Annotated in this window: 21 protein-coding genes and 1 pseudogene; 14 read left to right on the top strand and 8 right to left on the bottom strand. The window is 71.3% G+C overall.

Annotated features, from left to right (window positions below; translation table 11 throughout):
* Positions 1–190 precede the first annotated feature (190 nt).
* Together Ade02nite_RS11060 and Ade02nite_RS11055 are read left to right on the top strand one after the other, a co-directional pair.
* Positions 191–535, top strand: coding sequence for a hypothetical protein (locus Ade02nite_RS11060; RefSeq protein ID WP_203761491.1), 345 nt, complete (start codon positions 191–193; stop codon positions 533–535).
* Between the two features lie 221 nt (positions 536–756).
* Positions 757–1,371, top strand: coding sequence for a TIGR03086 family metal-binding protein (locus tag Ade02nite_RS11055; RefSeq protein ID WP_203761490.1), 615 nt, complete (start codon positions 757–759; stop codon positions 1,369–1,371).
* A 512-nt stretch (positions 1,372–1,883) separates the two neighbouring features.
* On the opposite strand, the pseudogene Ade02nite_RS11050 reads toward Ade02nite_RS11055, so the two are convergent.
* A pseudogene (locus tag Ade02nite_RS11050) lies at positions 1,884–4,016 on the bottom strand (transglycosylase domain-containing protein); the annotation flags it as partial.
* A 65-nt stretch (positions 4,017–4,081) separates the two neighbouring features.
* Between Ade02nite_RS11050 and cobC the strand changes: the two are divergent.
* The 4 genes from cobC to Ade02nite_RS11030 are packed head-to-tail and all read left to right on the top strand — an operon-like array spanning position 4,082 to position 7,784.
* The gene (gene cobC, locus Ade02nite_RS11045; protein ID WP_239168675.1) at positions 4,082–5,137 is read left to right on the top strand and encodes an Rv2231c family histidinol phosphate aminotransferase CobC; all 1,056 of its coding nucleotides are present in this window, start codon (positions 4,082–4,084) and stop codon (positions 5,135–5,137) included.
* Positions 5,134–6,192, top strand: a complete 1,059-nt coding sequence (gene cobT / locus Ade02nite_RS11040; RefSeq protein WP_203761487.1) for a nicotinate-nucleotide--dimethylbenzimidazole phosphoribosyltransferase — start codon at positions 5,134–5,136, stop codon at positions 6,190–6,192. Before cobC ends, cobT begins: the two co-directional genes overlap by 4 nt.
* Positions 6,189–7,376: a uroporphyrinogen-III C-methyltransferase gene (gene cobA, locus Ade02nite_RS11035; RefSeq protein WP_203761486.1), complete on the top strand. Its 1,188-nt coding sequence runs from the start codon at positions 6,189–6,191 to the stop codon at positions 7,374–7,376. Before cobT ends, cobA begins: the two co-directional genes overlap by 4 nt.
* A 48-nt stretch (positions 7,377–7,424) precedes the next feature.
* Entirely contained in the window at positions 7,425–7,784 is a 360-nt protein-coding gene (locus Ade02nite_RS11030; protein WP_203761485.1) for a VOC family protein, read from the top strand.
* On the opposite strand, the gene Ade02nite_RS11025 is transcribed toward Ade02nite_RS11030, so the two are convergent.
* Positions 7,772–9,196 (bottom strand): alpha,alpha-trehalose-phosphate synthase (UDP-forming), encoded by a 1,425-nt coding sequence (locus tag Ade02nite_RS11025; RefSeq protein WP_203761484.1) that lies wholly within the window; start codon positions 9,194–9,196, stop codon positions 7,772–7,774. The two genes, Ade02nite_RS11030 and Ade02nite_RS11025, sit on opposite strands and share 13 nt — an antisense overlap.
* A 212-nt stretch (positions 9,197–9,408) precedes the next feature.
* Between Ade02nite_RS11025 and Ade02nite_RS11020 the strand changes: the two genes are divergently transcribed.
* The 5 genes from Ade02nite_RS11020 to Ade02nite_RS11000 all read left to right on the top strand — a co-directional run bounded on the left by Ade02nite_RS11020 (position 9,409) and on the right by Ade02nite_RS11000 (position 13,472).
* On the top strand, positions 9,409–9,894 hold the full coding sequence (locus Ade02nite_RS11020; RefSeq protein ID WP_203761483.1) for a hypothetical protein: 486 nt from the start codon (positions 9,409–9,411) through the stop codon (positions 9,892–9,894).
* Between the two features lie 126 nt (positions 9,895–10,020).
* A complete protein-coding gene (gene ettA / locus Ade02nite_RS11015; protein ID WP_203761482.1) occupies positions 10,021–11,697 on the top strand; it encodes an energy-dependent translational throttle protein EttA in 1,677 nt (558 codons plus the stop codon).
* Positions 11,690–12,103 (top strand): acyl-CoA thioesterase, encoded by a 414-nt coding sequence (locus tag Ade02nite_RS11010; protein ID WP_203761481.1) that lies wholly within the window; start codon positions 11,690–11,692, stop codon positions 12,101–12,103. The genes ettA and Ade02nite_RS11010 overlap by 8 nt, the downstream gene beginning before the upstream one ends.
* A complete protein-coding gene (locus Ade02nite_RS11005; protein WP_203761480.1) occupies positions 12,100–12,759 on the top strand; it encodes a DUF8185 domain-containing protein in 660 nt (219 codons plus the stop codon). Before Ade02nite_RS11010 ends, Ade02nite_RS11005 begins: the two co-directional genes overlap by 4 nt.
* Before the next feature lie 131 nt (positions 12,760–12,890).
* Positions 12,891–13,472 carry a type III secretion system chaperone family protein gene (locus tag Ade02nite_RS11000; protein ID WP_203761479.1) on the top strand — a complete coding sequence of 194 codons (582 nt, stop codon included), beginning with the start codon at positions 12,891–12,893 and terminating at the stop codon, positions 13,470–13,472.
* Positions 13,473–14,329: 857 nt separating this feature from the next.
* On the opposite strand, the gene Ade02nite_RS10995 is transcribed toward Ade02nite_RS11000, so the two are convergent.
* The 4 genes from Ade02nite_RS10995 to Ade02nite_RS10980 all read right to left on the bottom strand — a co-directional run bounded on the left by Ade02nite_RS10995 (position 14,330) and on the right by Ade02nite_RS10980 (position 18,651).
* Positions 14,330–15,586, bottom strand: a complete 1,257-nt coding sequence (locus Ade02nite_RS10995) for a delta-60 repeat domain-containing protein (protein WP_203761478.1) — start codon at positions 15,584–15,586, stop codon at positions 14,330–14,332.
* 73 nt (positions 15,587–15,659) lie between these two features.
* Positions 15,660–16,073, bottom strand: coding sequence for a globin (locus Ade02nite_RS10990; protein WP_379035916.1), 414 nt, complete (start codon positions 16,071–16,073; stop codon positions 15,660–15,662).
* Positions 16,070–17,359: an MFS transporter gene (locus Ade02nite_RS10985; RefSeq protein WP_239168674.1), complete on the bottom strand. Its 1,290-nt coding sequence runs from the start codon at positions 17,357–17,359 to the stop codon at positions 16,070–16,072. The genes Ade02nite_RS10990 and Ade02nite_RS10985 overlap by 4 nt, the downstream gene beginning before the upstream one ends.
* 221 nt (positions 17,360–17,580) lie before the next feature.
* A complete protein-coding gene (locus Ade02nite_RS10980) occupies positions 17,581–18,651 on the bottom strand; it encodes a mechanosensitive ion channel family protein (protein ID WP_203761475.1) in 1,071 nt (356 codons plus the stop codon).
* Positions 18,652–18,862: 211 nt separating this feature from the next.
* Here Ade02nite_RS10980 and Ade02nite_RS10975 point away from each other — a divergent pair, with 211 nt between their 5' ends.
* Positions 18,863–19,411, top strand: a complete 549-nt coding sequence (locus tag Ade02nite_RS10975; protein ID WP_203761474.1) for an HNH endonuclease — start codon at positions 18,863–18,865, stop codon at positions 19,409–19,411.
* On the opposite strand, the gene Ade02nite_RS10970 is transcribed toward Ade02nite_RS10975, so the two are convergent.
* Together Ade02nite_RS10970 and Ade02nite_RS10965 are read right to left on the bottom strand one after the other, a co-directional pair.
* Positions 19,408–20,220 (bottom strand): class F sortase, encoded by an 813-nt coding sequence (locus Ade02nite_RS10970; RefSeq protein WP_239168673.1) that lies wholly within the window; start codon positions 20,218–20,220, stop codon positions 19,408–19,410. The genes Ade02nite_RS10975 and Ade02nite_RS10970 overlap by 4 nt on opposite strands.
* A gap of 103 nt (positions 20,221–20,323) precedes the next feature.
* On the bottom strand, positions 20,324–20,824 hold the full coding sequence (locus Ade02nite_RS10965) for a hypothetical protein (protein WP_203761473.1): 501 nt from the start codon (positions 20,822–20,824) through the stop codon (positions 20,324–20,326).
* 204 nt (positions 20,825–21,028) lie between these two features.
* On the opposite strand from Ade02nite_RS10965, the gene ctaJ reads away from it, so the two are divergent.
* Together ctaJ and Ade02nite_RS10955 are read left to right on the top strand one after the other, a co-directional pair.
* On the top strand, positions 21,029–21,325 hold the full coding sequence (gene ctaJ / locus Ade02nite_RS10960) for an aa3-type cytochrome oxidase subunit CtaJ (RefSeq protein WP_239168672.1): 297 nt from the start codon (positions 21,029–21,031) through the stop codon (positions 21,323–21,325).
* Positions 21,326–21,389: 64 nt separating this feature from the next.
* A complete protein-coding gene (locus tag Ade02nite_RS10955) occupies positions 21,390–21,779 on the top strand; it encodes a DUF5130 family protein (RefSeq protein WP_203761497.1) in 390 nt (129 codons plus the stop codon).
* Positions 21,780–21,899 lie beyond the last annotated feature (120 nt).

The raw sequence follows: 21,899 nt of genomic DNA, 5'->3' as shown, positions 1-21,899 counted from the left end.
AGGTCAGGCAGCGCCAGGCCAGCTAATGCCGGGTCAGGCAGCGCCAGGCCAGCCGGTGCCTGGTCAACCAGCACAGGGTCACTCGGCGCCGGGCCAGTCGATGCCGAGCCATTTGGCGCCGGGTCAGTCGATGCCGGGTCACGCAATGCCGCCGCAGGCACTGCCCGATCCAGCACTACCTGTTCAAGCAATGCCGGCTCAGCAGTCGCCGTCGCACTTCCCGCCGATGGCGCCCGCGCACCAGCCGGCACCCGTGCAGCAGTCGCCGGGCCACCCCGAGCCGATCACGATGCAGCAGCCCGTGATCCACCAGCCGCAGGCCCAGCCCGGCTCACCGATCAGCCACGCGGCCTCTCCCGATCAGCGCACACCCGCGGGCGGCCACCACATGGCGCCGCAGCCCACCGCGCCCCAGCCCATCTCACAGCAGCCGATCGCGCAGCAGTCGCCGGTCCAGCCGCCGGCGCAGCACGCTCAGCCGCCCGCCGCCGCATCGTCCAATCTGAACGACACGGTCGACATCACCATCTCCTGAGACGGCCTGGCGGCCGCACGAGCCGCAACCACTGAACTTGCCCCGCCGAGTCGCGCCGCGCAACAGCCGAACGACGCGACTTCGGCCGCCGAAACGCGCCCCGAAGGCATAGATCAGGCCGAAAGCACGGGACACCGCGAAAACGCCCTTCGCGGGGCACAAAAGTGTCGTACCCCCGCCGTAACGTGAACTTAACGAGGACGACCCGAAGGAGGACTGCCGTGGCCGATCGTGTGCCGCTGGACTTCGACCCACCGGTTCGGGTGTTGCGAGCGCTGCTGCTGGGCATCGACAACCACGAGCTGCTGGGTCCCACGCCGTGTCCCGACTGGACCGTCGCGGCCCTTCTCGATCATCTGATGGGCCTCTCCTTCGCCTTCACCCAGACGGCCCGCAAGCGCGCCGACACGTCCGAGCCGCCGCCGGAGCCCTCGGCGCAGCATCTGTCCCGGCATTGGCGCAGCCGCCTCCCCGTCCTCCTCGAAGATCTCGCCACCGCCTGGAAGGAACAGTCTGCCTGGACGGGCACCTCCGCGGCCGGCGGCGTCACCATGCCCGCCGCCGCCCTGGGCCACGTCGCCATGACCGAGCTGATCGTCCACGGCTGGGACCTGGCCCGTTCCACCGGCCAGGAATACGCAGCCGACCCCCGCACCCTCGAGATCCTCATCGAGTTCACCGCGCAATACCCGCCCGAGGGCACCCCCGGCCTCTTCGGCCCGGTCGTCGCCCTCACCGACGACGAGGAGACCCTCCTGGACCATCTCCTGTCCCTGACCGGCCGCGACCCCCGCTGGCGGGCCCCACGCCGCCGCCCGGCCGCCCCCGCCGCTTGAAGGGCAGCGGCGGCTGACAACCCGCCGCCCGGATCCGCCCCGCGAGGCGTGGCACGCCCCACGTCTCGGCTCGTCATCGAGCGCCGCGCGGCAGGCTCTGCCTCGGCTGGGCGGGGCGTCCAGTCACGGTTGGACTAGTCCGAGGGACGGCGGGTGTTGTCGCGACCGGAGTCGTCCGCGTCGCGGCGGGAATCGTCGCGGCGGGAATCGTCGCGGCGGGAGTCGTCCCGGCCGGAGTCGTCGCCGAAGCGGCGACGGTCCGAGTCCGAGCCGCTGTCCCGGTCCCGATCGCGGTCCCCGTCCTGATCGCGGTCCCGGTCGCGGTCGTCGTCCTGGGCCGCGCCGAGGCCGGAGTCCGAGTCCGCGTCCCGGTCAGCGTCCTGGTCGCGGTCGGAGTCGGAATCCCAGTCGCGATCGCGATCCGAGTCCGAGTCCCGGTCTCGGTCGCGGTCCGAGTCCCGGTCGCGGTCTCGGTCGCGGTCCGAGTCCCGGTCCCGGTCGCGGTTCGACTTCCAGGTGATCTGGTCGGAAGGCGGGGTGAACTTCAGCTTGGGCTGATCCTTCAGGGCATCCTTCAGCGTCTCCGCGACGGTGTACTTCGACACCGTGCCGCGGCTCTTGCCGACGTGGTCCTCCGGGTTGTCCGGGTCGGCCACGAAGGCCGCCGCCGCGAGCTGGGGGGTGAAGCCGCAGAACCACGCCGTCTTGTTCTCGTCGGTGGTGCCGCTCTTGCCGGCCACCGGGCGCTTGAGCACCCCGTACACCATCTCCGATGTGCCCCACCCGCCGCAGCCGCCTCGGGCCGCTCCGTAGCCCGTCACGCAGCGGGCCGCGTCCGTCGCCGCCCGGGCCACGTCCACCGAGACCGCCCGGTGGCAGCGCGGCGCCGCGATCTCCTTGCCCTGGAAGGTCGCCGTCCGGCCGTCCCGGTCGAGGATCGAGCGCACCGGCAGCGGCTCGCAGAAGTTGCCCTCCGCCGCCAGCGTCGCGAACACGTTCGCCATCTCCACCGGCGTCGCGTCGCTCACGCCCAGCGTGAACGCGCCCCACCCCGGCGCGTGCTCCGGTGACGCCAGCCGACGGTCCACGTCCGTGCGCCAGCGCAGGCCGAGCCGCTCGGCCATCTTCACCGCCTTCTCCGCGCCGACCTTCTGCTCCAGCTGCACGAAGTACGTGTTCACCGACTTGCCGAAGCCGCTCCACATGGTCTGCGTGCCCGTCATCGACGATGTCGAGTTCTTCGGGCACCAGTGCGTGCCGCACGTCGCCGGCCCGGGCGCCGTGATGTATTTCGAGTAGAACCTCGGCGGGCTGTAGAACGACGTCGACAGCGGCATGCCCTCGTCCAGCGCCGCCAGCAGCGTGAAGATCTTGAACGTGGAGCCGGCCTGGTAGCCCGCCATCGAGCCGCCGCCGAGCAGCGGGTTCACCGTGTTCGGGTAGTTGCCCTTCACGTTGCGGTAGCGGCTGTGCTCGCCGTTGTCCGACTGGTCGAGCGAGTAGCGCCGGTTCACCGCCATGCTGACCAGCCGCCCGGTGCCCGGCTCGATCAGCACCTGGCCGTGCGCGATGCGGCTGCGGCGCTTCTCCTTGTCGAGCACGTGCTTCATCGCGGCCGCCTGGATGCGCGGGTCGATCGACGTGATCACCCGGTAGCCGCCGCGGCGCAGGTTCTCCTCGCGCTCCGACACGGTCTTGCCGAACGCCGGCTGCTCGCGCCACCACGACTTGAAGTAGTCGCAGAAGAAGCCCCAGTCGTTGCGCTGCTCGGCGATCGAGATGCAGTCGTTCGGCGGCGAGGTCAGCCTCAGCGTGATCTTCGTGCGCTTGGCGTCGGCCGCCTGCGACGCGGTGATCGTGCCCATCTTGAGCATCTGGTCGATCACGTAGTTGCGCCGGTCGGTGGCGGCCTGCCGGTCCTGGGTCGCCGGGTCGTACGCGGAGGGCGCCTTCACCAGGCCGGCGAGCAGGGCCGCCTCGGTCAGGTTGAGGTCCTTCGGGGTCTTGGAGAAGAACACCTGGGCGGCCGCGAAGATCCCGTACGCCCGGTGGCCGTAGTAGGCCGAGTTGAGGTAGCGCTCCAGGATCTCCGGCTTGCTGAGCCGCGTCTCGAGCTCGATCGCGAGCCGCATCTCGCGCAGCTTGCGGGAGGTGGTCTGCTCGGTCGCCTCGAGCGCCTCCTTCGGCGTCTTCGCGCCGTCGCGCAGCGCCATGCGCACGTACTGCATGGTCAGGGTCGAGGCGCCCTGCGACACCCCGCCGGCCTTCTGGTTGGCGACGAAGGCGCGCGCCACGCCCTTCGCGTCGACGCCGTTGTGCTCGTAGAACCGGCTGTCCTCGGACGCCACGATCGCCTGGGTGATGTACGGCGACATCTCCGAGATCTTCACCGGCTTGCGGTGCTCCTCGTAGAACATCGTGAGCAGCGTCTTGCCGTCGTTGGCGTAGACGTACGTGGTCTGCGCGCTCGGAACCTCGATGAGCTCCTCGGGCAGGCCCTGGAGGGCTTCGGTGCCGGCCTTGACGCCGATTCCGGCGAGGGCGGCGAGCGGGTAGGCGAGACCGGCGACCACGAGACCCGCGATCAGGCCGGCACGGACGAGGGGTGCGACTTTTCCGGCTGCCACCCTTTGAAGGTATGACAAAACCTCTTATTTGCTCACCAAACAGCCGAAGTAACGTGCGTATCACGGTCCGGCATTCTGGTGCCATGACGTACGACCTCGGCCACCACGGCGACACGGAGGTTGCCGCGGGTCTGGTCGATCTGGCGGTCAATGTCCGGCACGAGCCCATGCCCCGCTGGCTGTCGGAGCCGATCGTGAGCTCGCTGGCGGCGCTCACGGCGTACCCCGATGATCGCGAGGCCACGACGGCCGTGGCCGGCAGGCACGGCCGTGATCCCGGAGAGGTCCTGCTGACCGCCGGCGCGGCCCAGGGCTTCGTGCTGCTCGCCCAGGCGCTGCGCGGCGCGAATCACCCGGTCGTGGTCCACCCTCAGTTCACCGAGCCCGAGGCGGCCCTGCGCCACGCGGGCCACCAGGTCGACCGGGTGCTGCTGCGCGAGGAGGACGGCTTCCGGCTCGACGCGCGCCTCGTCCCGGAGGATGCCGACCTGGTCTTCGTGGGCAACCCCACCAACCCCACGTCGGTGCTCCACCCGGCCGCCGAGATCGCGAAGCTGGCCCGCCCGGGCCGGGTGCTGGTGGTCGACGAGGCGTTCTCCGACACGACGTTCCGTGACGGCGTCGAGGGGGAGCCCGAGTCGCTCGCGTCCCGCCGCGACCTGCCGGGGCTGGTCGTGCTGCGCAGCCTCACCAAGACCTGGGGCCTGGCCGGCCTGCGGATCGGCTACCTGCTCGGGCCGGCCGATCTGCTGCGCCGGCTGGCCCTGGCCCAGCCGCTCTGGGCGGTCTCGACGCCCGCGCTCGCCGCCGCTGTCGCTTGCGCGTCGCCCACCGCGGTCGCCGCCGAACGGGAGATCGCCCGTCGCCTGGCGGCGGACCGGGCCCACCTGCTGCGCCGCCTCGCGCAAGTGCCGAAGCTCACGGTCGCTGGGGCTCCGGCCAGTGCCTTCGTTAGCGTACGCAGTCAAGGGGCCGACAAACTCAGGCTGGAGCTGCGGGAACGTGGATATGCCGTACGCCGGGGCGACACCTTCCCGGGTCTGGGCGCCGACTGGCTGCGCGTGGCCGTGCGCGACACTGCCACCACAGACGCCTTCGTGGCGACCCTGACCACCGTGATCGAGGAGCAGCAAGCGTGACCGCATCGCTGGAGGACACCGTCGCGGCCGTCCGCCCCGCCGACGAGCAGGCGATGGCCGCCGCTCGCGAGCATCAGGCCCGGCTGACCAAGCCCGCCGGCTCGCTGGGTGCGCTGGAGGAGCTCTCCGTACGGCTCGCCGGGCTGGCCGGTGCGTGCCCGCCGCCGATGCCGTTCCCGGCCACCGTCGCGGTCTTCGCCGGCGACCACGGCGTGCACGCCGAGGGCGTCACCCCGTGGCCCCAGGAGGTCACCGCCCAGATGGTCGCCAACTTCGTGGCCGGCGGCGCGGTCGTCAACGCGTTCGCCCGGCAGGCCGGCGCCGACGTCATGGTGGTCGACGTCGGCGTGGCCATCCCGCTGCACGGCGGCGCCACCCTGCTCGACGCGAACGTGCGCCGCGGCACCCGGGACATGGCCGTCGAGCCGGCGCTGACCCACGAGGAGGCCCGGGCCGCGGTCGAGGTCGGCATCGGCGTTGCCGGCGCGCTCGCCGACAACGGCGCCAAGTGCCTGCTCACCGGCGACATGGGCATCGCCAACACGACTCCCGCCGCCGCCCTCGTCTCCGTCTTCACCGGCCTGGACCCCGCCGAGGTGACCGGCCGGGGCACCGGCATCGACGACGCCACCCTCGATCACAAGGTCGAGGTGGTACGCCGTGCGCTGGCGCTGCACCGCCCCGACCGGACCGACCCGCTCGGCGTGCTCGCCGCGGTCGGCGGGCTGGAGCACGCGGCCCTCGCCGGCTTCATCCTCGGCGCCGCCGCCCGCCGCGTCCCGGTGATCGTCGACGGCGTGATCGCCGCCTCGGCCGCGCTCGCCGCCGCCGCGTTCGCGCCCGACTCGGTCGCCGCGATGGTCGCCGGGCACCGCTCGGCCGAGCCCGGCGCCACGGTCGCCCTGGCCCACCTGGGCCTGGAGCCGCTGCTCGACCTGGGCATGCGCCTGGGCGAGGGCAGCGGCGCGGTGCTCGCCCTGCCGGTCGTCTCGGCCGCCGTGCGGGTGCTGCACGAGGTCGCCACGTTCGACTCCGCGGGAGTGTCCGAGAAGTGAGCATCTACCCCTTGGGTCTCAAGCTGGACGGCCGCCGGGTGCTGATGGTCGGCGGCGGCGCCGTCGCCACCCGTCGCGTCCCGGCGCTGATCGCGGCCGGCGCGCGGATCGAGATCGTCTCGCCGGAGCTGAGCCCGGCGCTGCACGGCCACGTCGACGCCGGCCGGGCCACCTGGACGGCCCGGCGCTTCGAGCCCGGCGACGTCGAGGGCGCCTGGCTCGTGCATGTCGCGATCGACGACCCGGCCGCGGCCGAGCAGGTCAGCGCGGCCGCGGAGGAGCACCGTGTCTTCTGCGTCCGCGCCGACGACCGGGAGGCGGCCACCGCCTGGACGCCGGCGGTCACCCGCCACGGCCAGGTGACGGTCGCGGTCACCGACGCCGGCGACCGGCGGCGCGCGATGGCCGTCCGGGACCTCGTCGCGCACGCGCTGGAGAGCGCGCCGCCGGCGGCGAACGAGTACAAGGGCGTCGCCCTGGTCGGCGCCGGCCCGGGCGACCCCGAGCTGATCACCGTGAAGGGCCGCCGGCTGCTCGCCGCCGCCGACGTGGTGGTGGCCGACCGCCTGGTGCCCGGCATGCTTCTGGGCGACCTGCGGCCCGAGGTGGAGTTCGTGGACGCGGCCAAGATCCCGTACGGGCCGCAGAAGGCCCAGGAGGAGATCAACCGGATCCTGGTCGAGCGCGCCCTCGAGGGCAAGTTCGTGGTGCGGCTCAAGGGCGGCGACCCGTTCGTCTTCGGCCGCGGCGGCGAGGAGGCCATCGCCTGCGCCGAGGCCGGCGTGCCGGTGCTCGTCGTCCCGGGCGTGACCAGCTCGATCGCGGCGCCCGCGCTGGCCGGCATCCCGGTGACGCACCGCGGCGTGACCCACGAGTTCACCGTGGTCTCCGGTCACGTCGGGCCGGACAGTCCCGAGTCGCTGGTCGACTGGCCGGCGCTGGGCCGCCTGCGCGGCACGATCGTCCTGCTGATGGGGCTCAAGAACCTGCCGAAGATCGCCGAGCGCCTGATCGCCGAGGGCCGCCCCGCCGAGACCCCGGCCGCCGTGGTGCAGGAGGGCTCGACCGCGCACCAGCGCTCGCTGCGCTCCACCCTGGGATCGATCGCCGCCGACGTGGCCGAGGCCGGCATCCGCCCGCCCGCCATCGTTGTCATCGGCGATGTGGTGCACGTAGGGGTATAGAACCGTTACCCATCGGGTAGGTCCGTGACTATGGACGGACGGCCGCGGATGACGTTGACGGGCATGGTGCTGGACGCGCCGGACGCCCGGGAGCTGGCGGACTTCTACCACCGGCTGCTGGGCTGGAGCGCGACGCAGGAGGAGCCGGAGTGGGTGACACTCGGCGCGCCGGGTGGCGGCGCCGGACTGTCGTTCCAGACCGAGAAGCAGTACGTGCGCCCGGTCTGGCCGGCCGGGCCGGGCGATCCGCAGATGAGCGCCCACCTCGACATCCGGGTCGACGATCTGGAAGCGGCGTGCGCGCACGCCGAGCAGGCGGGTGCGACGCTCGCCGGCTTCCAGCCGCAGGAGAACGTCCGGGTCTTCCTCGACCCGGCCGGTCACCCCTTCTGCCTCTACGTCGACTGAGGCTCGTCGATCTCGCGGCCGCCGGCCGCCTCGGCCAGCGCGTCGAGGAACGTGCGTGCCCACTGCGCCACATCGTGGGTACGCAGGTGTCGCTGCATCACGCGCATGCGCCTCTTCAGCTCGGCCGGCTCGGCCGCGACCGCCCGCAGCAGCGCGTCCTTGACGCCGTCCGGGTCGTGCGGGTTGCACAGGAACGCCTGGCGCAGCTCGGTGGCCGCCCCCGCGAACTCGCTGAGCACCAGCGCGCCGCCCGTGTCGGCCCGGCAGGCGACGTATTCCTTGGCCACCAGGTTCATGCCGTCGCGCAGCGGGGTCACCATCATGACGTCCGCCGCCACGTACATCGCGGCGAGCTCCTGCTTGCTGTACGACTGGTGCAGGTAGTGGACCGCCGGCACGCCGACCCGGCCGAACTCGCCGTTGATGCGGCCGACCTCGCGCTCCACCTTGACCCGCAGCGTCTGGTAGTGCTCCACCCGCTCGCGGCTCGGCGTCGCCACCTGCACCATCACCGCGTCGCCGACCTTGAGCTTGCCGTCGGCGAGCAGCTCGCGGAACGCCTTGAGCCGCAGCTCGATGCCCTTGGTGTAGTCGAGCCGGTCGACGCCCAGGATGATCGTCTTGGGGTCGCCGAGCTCGGCCCGGATCTCCTTGGCGCGGGCCTGCACCTTGGGGTCGGCCGCCATCCGCTCCATCTCGCGGGTGTCGATGCTGATCGGGAAGGCGCCCGCCTTGACCTTGCGGCCGTCCACCTGGATCGACTGGCCCTCGTAGCGCAGGCCCAGCAGGTGCCGGGCCAGGCGGACGAAGTTCTGCGCGGCGAGCCGCTGCTGGAACCCGACCAGGTCGGCGCCGAGCAGGCCGCGCAGCACCTCGGCGCGGAACGGCATCTGCATGAACAGCTCGATCGGCGGGAACGGGATGTGCAGGAAGAACCCGATCCGCAGGTCGGGGCGCAGCTCGCGCAGCATCGCCGGCACCAGCTGGAGCTGGTAGTCCTGCACCCAGACGGTCGCACCCTCGTCGGCCACCTCGGCGGCGGCCTGGGCGAACCGCTGGTTGACCAATCTGTACGTCTCGCGCCAGCGCCGCTTGTAGACCGGCGTCTCGACGGCGTCGTGATAGAGAGGCCAGATGGTCGCGTTGGACTGGCCCTCGTAGTAGCGCTCCAGCTCGTCGGCGCTCAGCGGCACCGGGTGGATGTGGATGCCCTCCAGCTCGAAGGGCTCGGGTGCTTCGCCGGTGCCACCGGCCCACCCGATCCACGTGCCTCCGTGCTCGGTCAGCACCGGATGGAGCGCGGTGACCAGACCGCCCGGACTCGTGCGCCACTGGCGCTCCCCGTCCGGGGTGGTTACTTCATCGACGGGCAGACGGTTGGCGACTACGACGAAGGAACTTCGTTCGGCCACGCTGAGTGCACCTCCGGGTCGTTTCTGTTCCCCCTGTGAGCCTACTGTGCGTAGCAGCACGGGGCGTGCCCAGTTCTGGACGGCCGTCGTGGACCGGTGTGGCGGCCGGGTGCCATTCTGGGCCTGTGACACCTCCCGATGATCTTTCCCCGCCACGGCGGCCGATCTTCTTTCCTGTGGTGATTGCCACCGTTTTCCTCACGATCATCGGGATGACCACGGGCTTCGTGCTCGGCGAACGGCAGCGCCGCGACGACGCCCGCCAGCGCGAACAGCAACAGCAGCAGCAACAGCAGGATCAGCAGCCGCAGGAGTCCGGGTCGGCGGCGCCGGTCGTCGCGCCCGAGGACCTGTGCCCGCAGGAGACCCTGGCCAAGGCCCGCCAGCTCGGCATCGCGTTCGCCGACCAGCTGCGCGAGGTCCACCGGTACGTCACCAACCGCGGCACCGTCATCTGGATCTGCGCCGACCCCGGCGACCGGCTGTTCTACCAGGCCAAGACCCGTGGCGAGGACGCTCCCCTGGTGCAGGGCGACAACGGCCTGCTGCTGGTCGACGTCGTGGAGACCGGCGAGGACGCCTACGAGGCCACCTCGCCGACCGACGGCAACAAGTTCTTCATCAGCCGCAAGCAGTTCCGGATCGAGTTCACCAACGGCCGCGCGGACCAGGTCGACAAGGTGGTCGAGTTCGAGTGATCCGGGAATCCTTGACGGCGGGCCGGGGTTGAGTTAGGGAGTCGGCGGGCGACCTGGAAAGATTGCCCCGGCATTCCGCGCTCCCCCTGGCAGCGCAACTCAACGATCACGGAGGTAGGGCGCACCGTGGCCCAGTTCATCTACGTCCTGGAAAAGGCGCGCAAGGCGCACGGCGACAAGGTCGTGCTCGACAACGTGACGCTGAACTTCCTGCCCGGCGCCAAGATCGGCGTGGTCGGCCCGAACGGCGCCGGTAAGTCCACGCTGCTCAAGGTCATGGCGGGGCTCGAGACGCTGAGCAACGGCGAGGCCCGGCTGATGCCCGGCTACACCGTCGGCATGCTGGCGCAGGAGCCGCCGCTCAACGACTCCAAGACGGTCCTCGGCAACATCGAGGAGGCCGTGGCCGAGACCAAGGCCAAGCTCGACCGGTTCAACAAGATCGCCGAAGAGATGGCGACCGACTACACCGACGAGCTGATGGAGGAGATGGGCAAGCTCCAGGAGCAGCTCGACAACGTCAACGCCTGGGACCTCGACTCGCAGCTCGAGCTCGCCATGGACGCGCTGCGCTGCCCGCCGCCGGACGCCGACGTCACCCAGCTCTCCGGTGGTGAGCGCCGCCGGGTCGCGCTCTGCAAGCTGCTGCTCGAGGCGCCCGACCTGCTGCTGCTCGACGAGCCCACCAACCACCTCGACGCCGAGAGCGTGAGCTGGCTGGAGCAGCACCTCGCGAAGTACGCGGGCACGGTCATCGCGATCACCCACGACCGGTACTTCCTGGACAACGTGGCCAACTGGATCCTCGAGCTCGACCGCGGCCGCACCTACCCGTACGAGGGCAACTACTCGACGTACCTCGACAAGAAGGCGCAGCGTCTCGCGGTCGAGGGCCGCAAGGACGCGAAGCTCAAGCGGCGCCTCACCGAGGAGCTCGAGTGGGTCCGCTCGAACGCCAAGGCCCGCCAGACCAAGAGCAAGGCCCGCCTCGACCGGTACGAGGAGATGGCCACCGAGGCCGAGAAGACGCGCAAGCTCGACTTCGAGGAGATCCAGATCCCGCCGGGCCCGCGCCTGGGCAACACGGTGATCGAGGTCAACGACCTGGTCAAGGGCTTCGACGGCCGTACGCTGATCGACCACCTGTCGTTCTCGCTGCCGCGCAACGGCATCGTCGGCATCATCGGCCCGAACGGCGTCGGCAAGACCACGCTGTTCAAGACCATCGTCGGGCTGGAGAAGCCGGACGAGGGCAGCGTCCGCATCGGTGAGACCGTGCAGCTGTCGTACGTGGACCAGAGCCGCGCCGGCCTCCAGGGCGACCAGACGGTGTGGGAGGTCGTCTCCGACGGTCTCGACCACCTGATGGTCGGCAAGGTCGAGATGCCGTCCCGGGCGTACGTGGCGGCCTTCGGCTTCAAGGGCCCCGACCAGCAGAAGCCGGTCAAGGTGCTCTCCGGTGGTGAGCGCAACCGCCTCAACCTCGCGCTGACGCTGAAGATCGGCGGCAACGTGATCCTGCTCGACGAGCCGACCAACGACCTCGACGTCGAGACGCTGTCCAGTCTGGAGAACGCGCTGCTCGAGTTCCCGGGCTGCGCCGTGGTCATCTCCCACGACCGCATGTTCCTCGACCGCGTCGCGACCCACATGCTCGCGTGGGAGGGCACCGACGAGGACCCGGACAAGTGGTTCTGGTTCGAGGGCAACTTCGAGGCGTACGAGAAGAACAAGATCGACCGTCTCGGCGCCGACGCCGCCCGCCCGCACCGCGTGACCTACCGCAAGCTCACGCGTGACTGATTACGAGCGTTTCGTCCACCACGTGCCCGTGCGCTGGTCCGACATGGACGCGTACGGGCACGTGAACAACGCGCGCTTCCTCACGCTGTACGAGGAGGCGCGCGTCGCCATGTTCTTCGTCGGCGCGCGCAAGCACGGGCTCGGCTCCTTCGAGGAGGGCATCGTCATCGCCCGCCACGAGATCGACTACCTGCGCCCCGTCGACTACGGCGACCCCGTACGCGTGGAGATGTGGATCTCGGAGGTGCGTGCCGCGTCGTTCACGGTGGCGTACGAGCTGTTCGACGCCGACGTGCTCGCCAGCCGCGCCAAGTCGGTCTGCGTGCCGTACCACCTGGCACAGGGCCACCCCCGGCGGCTGACCGACGCCGAGCGAGAGTTCCTGCGACCCTACGTCGCATCATGAGCTCGCACGGGCTGGCCGGCGTTCCGGACGCCGGGGCCTTCCTCGCGCGGCTGGTGCGGCTCGACCCCGCCGCTCCCGTACGCCTGAAGACCTCCGGCGGCCGCGTGGCGCTCTGGGCGCGGCTGCCGTGGGACGTGCTGGTCACCCGCGAGGTGGCCGGGCACGGGCCCGACGACGTCACGGTCTCCGCCCGCGAGCTGCTGGACGTGCTCGCGCGCGGGGGAGAGGAGCTGCCGGCGCGGCGGGACGAGCAGTGGCGCTGGCCGCTGCCCCCGGCCGGCGGCGAGACCGTCGAGTCGGTGTCCGGCGCCGAGCTGAGCCGGCTGGCCGCCGCGGCCGCCGGAACCCTGCGCGAGGTCACCTCAAGTGGCCTCAGTGGACGGGCGGTCGGCCAGCGCGCGGTCCGCGACGCGCTCCTCGATCACGTCGCCCTCGTCGTGACGCCGGCCGACGGTCGCCCGGTCGAGGTGTCCCAGCGACTCGTTCAGGCGATCTCCCGGATGGGCTTCCTCGGCCCGAGCGAGATTGAGGGACCGGAGACCCGGGTACGAGTAGCGGGCCGCTGGGTGGGACTTTCTGCACCATATGGAGTTGCGTGGCTACAGGCCGTCAAGAAATTGACCGTTATGCCTATAGCCGGTCACCCGAAAGGGTGATGGCGCATCAGACGACCGGTCCCGCCCTCCGGTTGGGGGGATGACCTCCGCGAAACCTACGGGTACCGTCGGCCTCCGGATCCACTCGCTACGTCCGGCGGTGGGTCTGCTGGGGAGTGAGGTGCACAAAGATGCCGTGGTGGTCATGGCGTCCGGGCTCGGCCGCGGATAACCCGGTGGAGGCCGACGACGATTCGGCGGTGCGCGGCGCCGTACGGGTCGGCGTCCCGGCCCAACGAGAGCCCGGCCGGCTTCCGGTTCCGGTCGACGCGGCCGCCTCCGAGGAGCCCGAGACGGTCGCGCCGGTGACGCTGGCTCGCATCGGCAAGGCGCTCGACCTGCTCGACATCCGGTTCCTCGCCGACGGCGGCGGCAGCCTGCTGGCGATGTGGGAACGGCACGCGGTGCTGTTCACCCTCGAGGGACCGGACGACGAGATCCTCGTGATGCGCGCCCGGCCGCATTCGACGGTCCCGCCGGACTGGGCCGACCGCGCCTACCGCGTGGTCAACGAATGGAACCACACCCGCCGCTTCTGCAAGGCCTACGTGGGCGACCCGACCGAGCGAGGCCAGCTCCCGATCTACGCGGAGCTCCAGGTCCCCCTCGCCGCCGGCACCCACGACGCCCTCCTGGTCGAGCTCCTCGACTGCGGCGCAGCGGTGGCAACAAGCTTCGTCGACTGGCTGCATGATGAGGGGGCGCTGCTCTAGGGCGCTCTGTTGGGGGCGCCGCGGGTGCTTCGCTGCGTGGCGCCCAGCGCCTTGCTGCGCAGGCGACCCGGGCAGTTCGATCCGGGGTGCTGCGAGTGCTCCGCTGCGGGGCGTCTCGATTGCTCTGCTGGGGGCGTCGTTCGCGGTTGGTTCTGAGGCGCCGGGAGCACTCGCTTCGCCCAATCCCGAGCGCTTTGCTGCGCCCAATCCCGAGCGCTTTTGCTGCGGCGCGTCCTGAACGGTTGGATTTGAGGCGCGGCAGGCGCTCCGCATTGGCGTGCCGAGAGGCTCGCTCTGGGACCACTGCGTGTCTTCTGCGGTAGAGCGCCGCGGGTTTTCCACAGTCGTGGTTGTCCACAGGCGCCCTGCAGAGATTCCCAATTTCCGCCACAATGACCAACGGGGGCTCCCCCTGGGAGGGCGGGATCTGTGGTTGACGCGGGCATGATCGACCGGCGGCGTCGCAGCCGAGCGGAGCCTCTTAGCCGAGCAAGAAAGTCCTAGCCGAGCGGGACAGCGCGGGCGGCGCCGACGCGGCGGGTGGGCCACCTACTGCAACGGCGAACATCCCGCCGAACGGGGACGTCCCGGCCGGGCGGGAGATGCCGTGCCGGCCGGCTGCGACCGCGCCGGCCGACCGTGCCAGCCGGCAGTGAGCGTCCCGGGCCGGGTCGTGCCGGCAGTGAGCGTCCCGGGCCGGGTCGTGCCGGCAGCGAGCGTCCCAGGCCGGGGCCGTGCCGGCAGCGAGCGTCCCAGGCCGCGACCGTGCCAACAGCGAGCATCCCCGACCGGAATCGTGCCGGCAGCGAGCACACCGGGCCGGAACCGTGCCGGCAGCGCACCCGCCCGCAAGCGTCCTAGCCGAGCGGGAACATCCCCACCCGGCCGTGGTACTCGCGGCCCAGCTGATCGGTGTCCGACCCGACCAGCAGACCCCGCGGGTGCGCGACGAAGACCCGCACCCCCACGCCCCGCGAGCGAGTGGGGTTCCAGGACAGCGCCCGCCCCGTGCTCGGGTTGACCGCGCCGATGCCGGGCCGGGAGACGGCGCCGGGGCCGGGGCCCTTCGCGTCCGAGCCGTACGGGTTGTCGAAGTAGCGCTGGTGCCCGCCGAGGTAGACGGCCGCCCCGGTGACCGCCACCGCGTAGAGCGAGTCTCCTCCGGTGCGCTGCACCCACGTCGGGTTGTGCCGGCCCGAGCCGCCTGCCTCGAAGCGGGCCGCGGAGTCGCAGAGGCGGTCCGGTGAGCTGGCCCGCCCGGTTGCCGCGACCACGAAGTAGGAGCCGTCGGGGGAGAACTTGACCTGCCGCAGGTAGGTGTCGAAGCCCTTCATGCACTGCGGCTTGTAGGCGTCGGTGTACCAGCTTGTCAGCTGGGCCGACGGGCCGCCGACGTCGAACATGGCGATCTGGGTGCGGTCGTAGCCGCTCGCCTTGAGCAGCGCGCCGACCGCGACCAGCTTGCGGCCGTCGGGGGAGATGTCGAAGTGCTCGACCCGGGTACGGGTGAGGCCGGGTGCGGTCAGCCGGGCGTCGAAGCCGGTGTCCACGGCGCCCGTGGCGGCGCTCAGGCGGGCCAGGCCGGCCCGGTTGACGCCGTTGATCGCCGAGAACGTGCCGGCCGCGTAGAGGCGGGAGCCGCGGGCGTTGAGGGTGCGCACGTCGCCCCAGTTGATCTTGGCAGTGAAGGCGCTGACCCGCTGGCCGCCCATGGTGAGGCGGGTGATGCCGCGCTGCGCGGAGCCGTTGACGGTCTTGAACGCGCCACCCGCGTAGACGGTGCCGTCGGCGCCGGGGCTCAGCGCGTAGACGGCGCCGTCGACCTGTGGGGCGAAGCCGCGGACCGCGCCGTCGTTCAGCCCGAACGCGAAGATGTTCTTGCGGGCGAACGTGTGCTTGCGGGTGCTGTCGGTGACCTTGGTGAAGGCGCCGCCGACCACGACCGCGTCGCCGACGATGGCCATCGACCAGACCGTGCCGTCGAGGACGTGCGGGGTGAAGTCGACCGGGTTCGGCGAGACGATCGTGGGCTGGGCGAGGTCGGCCGCGGCGGGATGCGCGCACGCCACAGCGGCGGCGGCGAGCGTGGCGGCGGCGATCAGGCGGCGGCGCATGCGAAAGGGCTCCAGGTCGTTTGAGCAGCGGTTTGTCACCCGCTCCAACGACCTGACCGCCGCCGAAGAAACGTCAGGCGTTGACCATGAAGTGTGCCGCGCGCTCCAGATAGTCCCAGAGCTGGTCGTGCAGCGGCTTCGGCAGCTCCAGCGAGTCGACGGCGTCGCGCATGTGTTTGAGCCAGGCGTCGCGGGCCGCGAAGTCGACCACGAACGGGGCGTGCCGCATGCGCAGGCGGGGGTGGCCGCGGCTGGCCGAGTAGGTGTTGGGGCCGCCCCAGTACTGCATGAGGAACAGGGTCAGGCGCTCGGCCGCCGGGCCGAGGTCCTCTTCCGGGTACATCGGGCGCAGCAGGGGATCGTCGGCGACGCCCTCGTAGAAGCGGTCGACGAGACGCCGGAACGTGGGCTCGCCACCGACGGCTTCGAAAAAGTTGGCGGGGTCGGTCACCGTTCCATCCTGCCAGCCGGCCGCCGGAGCGGTCAGGCCGCGGCCCTGTGACGGCCGTGATGCTCGTGGTCGGGCGCCGCCTCCGCGGTGGCCTCGTTGAACACCTCGCGGCTCGGCCAGCGGGCGGCCAGGATGCCCAGCGCGACAGTGCCGCCGATGCTCCACAGGCCCACCACCAGCGGCAGCCAGAAGTGGTCGGCGAGCAGGCCCGTGATCATCACGGCGGCGAACTGGCTGAGCTGCATGCCGGTCTGCATCACGCCGTACGCGCGGGCGCGGTAGCCGTGCGGCAGGATGAGCACGAACTTGCCGTTCAGCGTCGGCGTGACGCCGCCGGCGGCCATGCCGGAGATCGCCACCAGCACGGCGACGACCGATGCGGGCGGACCGGTCAGGGCCGGCACCAGGGCGAGGGCGGAGAGCATCGCGAGCGGGCGGACCAGCCGGTCGCGCAGGTCGGCGCCGGCGAGCCGGCCGATCGCGAGGCCGCCGATCACGAAGCCGACCGGGCCGGCTGCCATGATCATGCCTTGGTCGAGGCCGCGGGTGGCCGAGTCGGGGTCGGCCTCGGCGGCCCACGCGGCGGCCAGGCCCTCGGGCACGACGGCGAACATGGTCAGGACGAACACCATGATCGCGATCGAGCGCAGCGTCTGGGTGCCGAAGACCAGCCGGAAGCCCTCGCCGGACTCGCGCAGCAGGTGGCGGCGCTGCGACCGGTCGTAGGCCGCGGGCCGGGGCCGCACGCCCCAGGAGATCAGCGCGGCGGAGACGGCGAAGGTGACCACGTCGATCGCGAGGGCCACCTGCGGGTTGAGCGCGGTGGCCAGGGACGCGCCAGCCAGGTAGCCGAAGACCTGGGCGGCCTGCCCGGTCGACGCGTTCGTGGCGACGGCCATGGGCAGCTTGTCGCGGCCCACCACCAGGGGCTGCAGGGCCGACCGGGCGGCCTGGGTGGGCGGGGTGCCAAGGCTGGCCAGGAAGACGAGCAGGAGCATGATCGGGATCGGCACGCCCGGAATGAGCAGCAGCGCGATGACGACCATGCGGAACAGGTCGGCCACGATTAGGACCCGGCGGTACGGGTATCGCTCGGCGACCGCCGACAGCAGCGGCCCGCCGACCACCCAGGGCAGGAAGCTGACCGCGAACGCCGCTGCGGACATCAGGACGGACTTGCTCTCCTCGTAGACGAGGACGGTGATCGCGGCGCGGGCCAGATAGTCGCCCACCCAGTTGACGATCAACGAGAGATAGAGCGCACGATATTCGCGCACGCCGAACAGCTCGCGGAAGGTCACCTTCCTGTCGCTGTCTGTCACCGCGTGGGACACGGGTCCTCTCTCGATCTCGGACGTCACCGGGTCGCGGCGAGCGCCGTGCGCGTCCTCGCCGGGGTCTAGTGCCCGCCGCGAACGTGATGCCGCAAGTGCAGATGCTCAAGCGGATTCTGCCCGATCGTCCGAGTCGATGCTAGGGCGTACGGGCGGAATGTCGGCCAATCGGTCGAGGCCGGGCATCCCCCGTACGCCCTAATCGCAGGTCAGGTGGCTCCGCCCGGCTGGTCGTCGGGTGCGGAATTCCCGAGGTATGCCGGCGGCACCGCGCTGCGCGGGAGCAATCGAGAGGCGGCGATGCGTTCGGAGAGCCCGCTCGTCTCCAGCGACTCGGTCAGCGCCTGCCGGAGATCGCGCTGGACGGCGATCTGACCGTCCGCTGTCGTCTTGGCGATCGTGCGGATGACCGCCCCGTCCACGGTCAGCTGCTCGACGCCGACGACGTCCGGCGGCTCGAGGAACTCCGTCTGGTGCTCGGGCGCGTCGGCCACTCGCTGGGCCGCCTCCTTGAGCACCGCGATCGCCTGCTCGGAGTTGACGAAGCCGATCGGGATGTCGATGACCACCATGGCCCAGCCCTGGCTCTTGTTGCCGACTCGGATGATCTCGCCGTTGCGGATGTACCAGAGCACGCCGCGCGCGTCGCGGACCGTGGTGATGCGCAGGCCGACCGTCTCGACCACGCCGGTCGCCTCGCCCAGGTCGACCGTGTCGCCGACGCCGTACTGGTCCTCCAGAAGCATGAACAGGCCGGCGATCAGATCCTTGACGAGGCTCTGCGCGCCGAAGCCGAGGGCCACGCCGACGATGCCGGCGCTGGCCAGCAGCGGGCCCAGGTTGAAGCCGAGCTCGCCGAAGACCAGTAGCGCGGCCATCGTGAAGACCACCGCGCTGACGAAGCTCCGCAGCACCGACCCGATCGCCTCGGCCCGCTGCCGGCGGCGCTCGGGTATGAACTGCCCCTCCTCGGCGGTCTGCGCCGCCTTCTCCTTCAGCGGCTTGAGCAGCGCCGGCATCGAGGCCCGTGACGTGGTGTGGGTGAGCCGGTCGATCGCGCGGTGCAGCAGCCAGCGGATCAGCATCGCGACCAGGATGATGCCGATGATCCGCAGCGGCTTCACGATGATCACGTAGCTGCTGTTGGCGAGCCACTGGTTGCCGGTCCACTCCAGGATCCGGCTGCAGAGCACGTCGTCGGGGCACGCCTTGGTGACATCGACCGTCGTGTAGACGTCCGGCGAACCCGAGGGCGAGGGGGTGGGGGCTAGAAGCAACACGGGGCACAACCGTACCGGGACGGGCCCAACCCGCTCTCAGCCGTCGCACAGCGCGGCGACCTCAGACGTTTACCCTCCGGCTACGGATTGCGCTCGCAATTTGGTCATCCATCAGGGACTATTGGCGCACGAGGCATCGCCGCCGACGCCTCGCCAGCCAGCCACGGACACAGGAGCGCCGGTAGCACCTTTACCCGAAGGGTAGATAACGATGCCTGACATACGACCCATAGTGGGCTCATCCGCGTTGGTTCTGAACGCCACCTACGAGCCGCTGTGCGTCGTATCGGTGCGTCGAGCGACCATCCTCGTCCTGACCGCCAAGGCAGAGTGCGTCTCCGACGGCGACGGCATCCTGCACAGCGTCCACACCAATCTTCCGGTTCCCTCGGTCGTGCGCCTCACCCGGTACGTGAAGGTTCCGTACCGCACGCACGTCGGCCTCTCCCGACGAGCGATCTTCGCCCGGGACGGCGGCCGCTGCGCCTACTGCCGCGGCTCGGCCGAGACCATCGACCACGTCTTCCCGCGCAGCCGCGGAGGGCTGCACGCCTGGGAGAACGTGGTGGCCGCCTGCGCCAAGTGCAACCACAGCAAGGGTGACAAGACCCCTGCCGAGCTGGGCTGGCGACTCCACGCGATACCGGCGGCACCACGCGGGGTCGCGTGGCGAGTCCTCGGACACCGCACGCCAGACCCCCGTTGGGCCGACTGGCTCGACCTGCCCGCCGCCCCGGCTGTCGAAGCCGAGGCGGCTTAATTATTTGTGGAGTTCCGCGTCTCGATCAGTGAGGCGAAGACGACGATGTTGTCCTGGTAGCCGGTGCTGCCGCCGATCCAGCGGCCGCCGCAGGTCAGCAGGCGCAGCGACGGGCGGCTGTAGTCGCCGTACACCCGTTGGACCGGCAGTTTGCCCTTGTCGAAGTGCTCCACCGAGTTGACCTCGAAGATCGCCACGGACCGGTCGGCCCGCTGCACCTCGATGCGCTGCCCCGCCTTCAGCTTGGGCAGGGCCTTGAAGACCGAGGGGCCGGTACGCGTGTCCGCGTGCCCCACGATCAGCGCCGGCCCGAACTGCCCCGGCGTGGGGCCGGCGTCGAACCAGCCCGCCTCGTTGTGCCGTTCCAGGGGCGGTACGTCCACCGTGCCGTCGCCGGCCAGGCCCACCTCGAGGATCGGCGCCTGCACCTTGATCGCGGGAATGGTCAGCCGCAGCGGCCGGCTCGGGTCGAGCACCGGGAAGGAGCGCGGCGGCGGCTCGTTCTTCTCCTCGCCCGCGAACAGGCGCGACAGGTCGAGGTTCGTCGCCGCGCCCAGGCCCATCGCGACGCAGAAGAGCCCGAGGAAGAGCAGGGCGAGCGCGATCAGCCCGATCGGCAACGGCTTGCGGCCGCGGGCCGGCCGGGGCGCGGCCTTCGGCAGCGGGCGCGGGGACGGCTGACGAAAGGGATGGCGGCCCGGCAGCGAGGGCGGCGCCGGCAGCGGGCCGGTGATCATGCCGGGCGGCGGCGCGGTGATCTGTGCCGGCTTCTTGCGGAGCACCGACTCGGGCATCCGCGGGCCGGTCACGTGCTCCGCCTGCTCCCTGGGTCGGCGTGGCGAGGCCGGGCCCCCGCGCGCCTGGCGCGGCGGTCCGGGGCGCGGCGGCGACTGGCCGGTCATGCGCGGCGCCTCAGCCGAGCCGCCGGCGGCGCAGCGACAGCACGCCGAGGATCAGGCCGGCGGCGAAGACCGCGAGGCCGCCGCCGATGAGCAGGGGAGCGTTGCGGCCCGGCGCGGTGCCGCCTCCGCCGGTGGCCGGTCCGCGTGCCGGTTCCACCTTGGCCACGACGTGCACGGTGGCCGAGGTGGTGCGCCCGTCCGGGCAGCGCAGGTCGGCGCGGTAGTCACCCGGCCGGGTGCCGCTCGGGACGCGTACGGTCGCCGTGAGGAAGCCGTACTGCGGCGCGACGGTGACCGTGCCGAACAGGCCGGACGTGACCGTCGCCGCCTTGAGATTGTCGTCACAGGAGGCACGCAGCCCGACCTCGTCGCCGGCCGGCACGGTGCTGGGGTTGACCTCCAGGAAGATGGCGGCGGCCCGGGCCGCGGACGCGTCGGCCAGCACCGGGACAAAGAGGACGGGTGGGCCCAGAACGAGCGCCGCGAGGGCGGCGGGGACGGACATGCGCATCGATTCCCCCTCCTGCCGTCCGAGGACGCGTGGACACGAACGGCGCGTGTGGGTGATTTTCGCACCCCGAGGCCCATTCCGCCGAGATCCCCATCGCGTTAACCCCCGGGTTCGAGACCCGACGCGGCGGCATGACCTGCGCTCCGCTACCGTGACAGTTGTTCGGATCAGTTTGAGGAATTCAGGCGCCTGGGGGCGTTGACGTTGTCGATTTCAAGCACCGTTCTGGTCTTCGTGGTCATTCCGGCGGTGATCATCGGGCTGATCGCCGCGCTCGTCCTGGCGGGCGCCGACCGGAACAAGCGCACACACCGCTACCGGCCCGGCCGGCCGTACGACTTCCAGCCGATCTGGTTCCTGGCCAGGCCGGAGAAGCTCGTCGGCGCGGGCGGCCACGACCATGGCCATGCCCAGCCGGCTCTGACCGGCCCGGTCCTGGAGGACAGCACCGGCGCTCCGGTCAAGCCCGGCCCGACAGGAGGCGCAAGTGACAGCTGGTGACCTTGGGAAGCAGCCCCGGGAGGGCCAGGCGCTGACCGCCCTGGACGAGCCCGGCGGCGACACGCTGGTCCAGGCTTCCTCCGGCAACGAGGTGGAGGACGGCCCGTTCACCACGCGGCAGCTGCTCCGCCTCGACGAGGCGCTGCGCGTCGCCGACGAGTCCACCGGTCTGACGTTCAGCGTCTACATCGGTGAGTTCGAGACGCCCACCCGCGAGTTCGCCGAGAAGCTGGCCGCGCAGGTCAAGGACTCCGACCACGCGGTGCTGCTGGCGGTCTCGCCCAACCAGCGCAAGCTCGAGATCGTGACGGGCAGCGAGGCCCGCAAGCGCATCTCCGACCGCGACGCGAAGCTGGCCGGCCTCTCCATGGCCGCCGCGTTCGCCGGCGGCGACCTGGCCGGCGGCGTCATGGCCGGCCTCGACCAGCTGGCGTCCCACGCCGGCCGCCGCTGAGCGCGACGCAGATACAGCGAAAGATGCCCCCGGGTGACCGGGGGCTTTTTCGTGCCCGAAACCGGGCGGCAACAACGCTGTGTGGCTAGGCTTGTAGCCCACGGTGATGGAGGTGGTCCG

It is taken from the genome of Paractinoplanes deccanensis (genome assembly GCF_016862115.1).
Taxonomy (GTDB): Bacteria; Actinomycetota; Actinomycetes; order Mycobacteriales; family Micromonosporaceae; genus Actinoplanes; species Actinoplanes deccanensis.
This window is presented reverse-complemented; position numbering and strand designations above follow the sequence as displayed.

Bases quoted from the DNA above. Each gene is read 5' to 3' on its own strand.
- Ade02nite_RS11060 (WP_203761491.1), top strand. From the start codon at position 191: ATGCCGGCTCAGCAGTCGCCGTCGCACTTCCCGCCGATGGCGCCCGCG.
- cobC (WP_239168675.1), top strand. From the start codon at position 4,082: ATGACGTACGACCTCGGCCACCACGGCGACACGGAGGTTGCCGCGGGT.
- Ade02nite_RS11030 (WP_203761485.1), top strand. From the start codon at position 7,425: ATGACGTTGACGGGCATGGTGCTGGACGCGCCGGACGCCCGGGAGCTG.
- Ade02nite_RS11020 (WP_203761483.1), top strand. From the start codon at position 9,409: ATGACCACGGGCTTCGTGCTCGGCGAACGGCAGCGCCGCGACGACGCC.
- Ade02nite_RS11005 (WP_203761480.1), top strand. From the start codon at position 12,100: ATGAGCTCGCACGGGCTGGCCGGCGTTCCGGACGCCGGGGCCTTCCTC.
- Ade02nite_RS11000 (WP_203761479.1), top strand. From the start codon at position 12,891: ATGCCGTGGTGGTCATGGCGTCCGGGCTCGGCCGCGGATAACCCGGTG.
- Ade02nite_RS10995 (WP_203761478.1), bottom strand. From the start codon at position 15,586: ATGCGCCGCCGCCTGATCGCCGCCGCCACGCTCGCCGCCGCCGCTGTG.
- Ade02nite_RS10975 (WP_203761474.1), top strand. From the start codon at position 18,863: ATGCCTGACATACGACCCATAGTGGGCTCATCCGCGTTGGTTCTGAAC.
- Ade02nite_RS10965 (WP_203761473.1), bottom strand. From the start codon at position 20,824: ATGCGCATGTCCGTCCCCGCCGCCCTCGCGGCGCTCGTTCTGGGCCCA.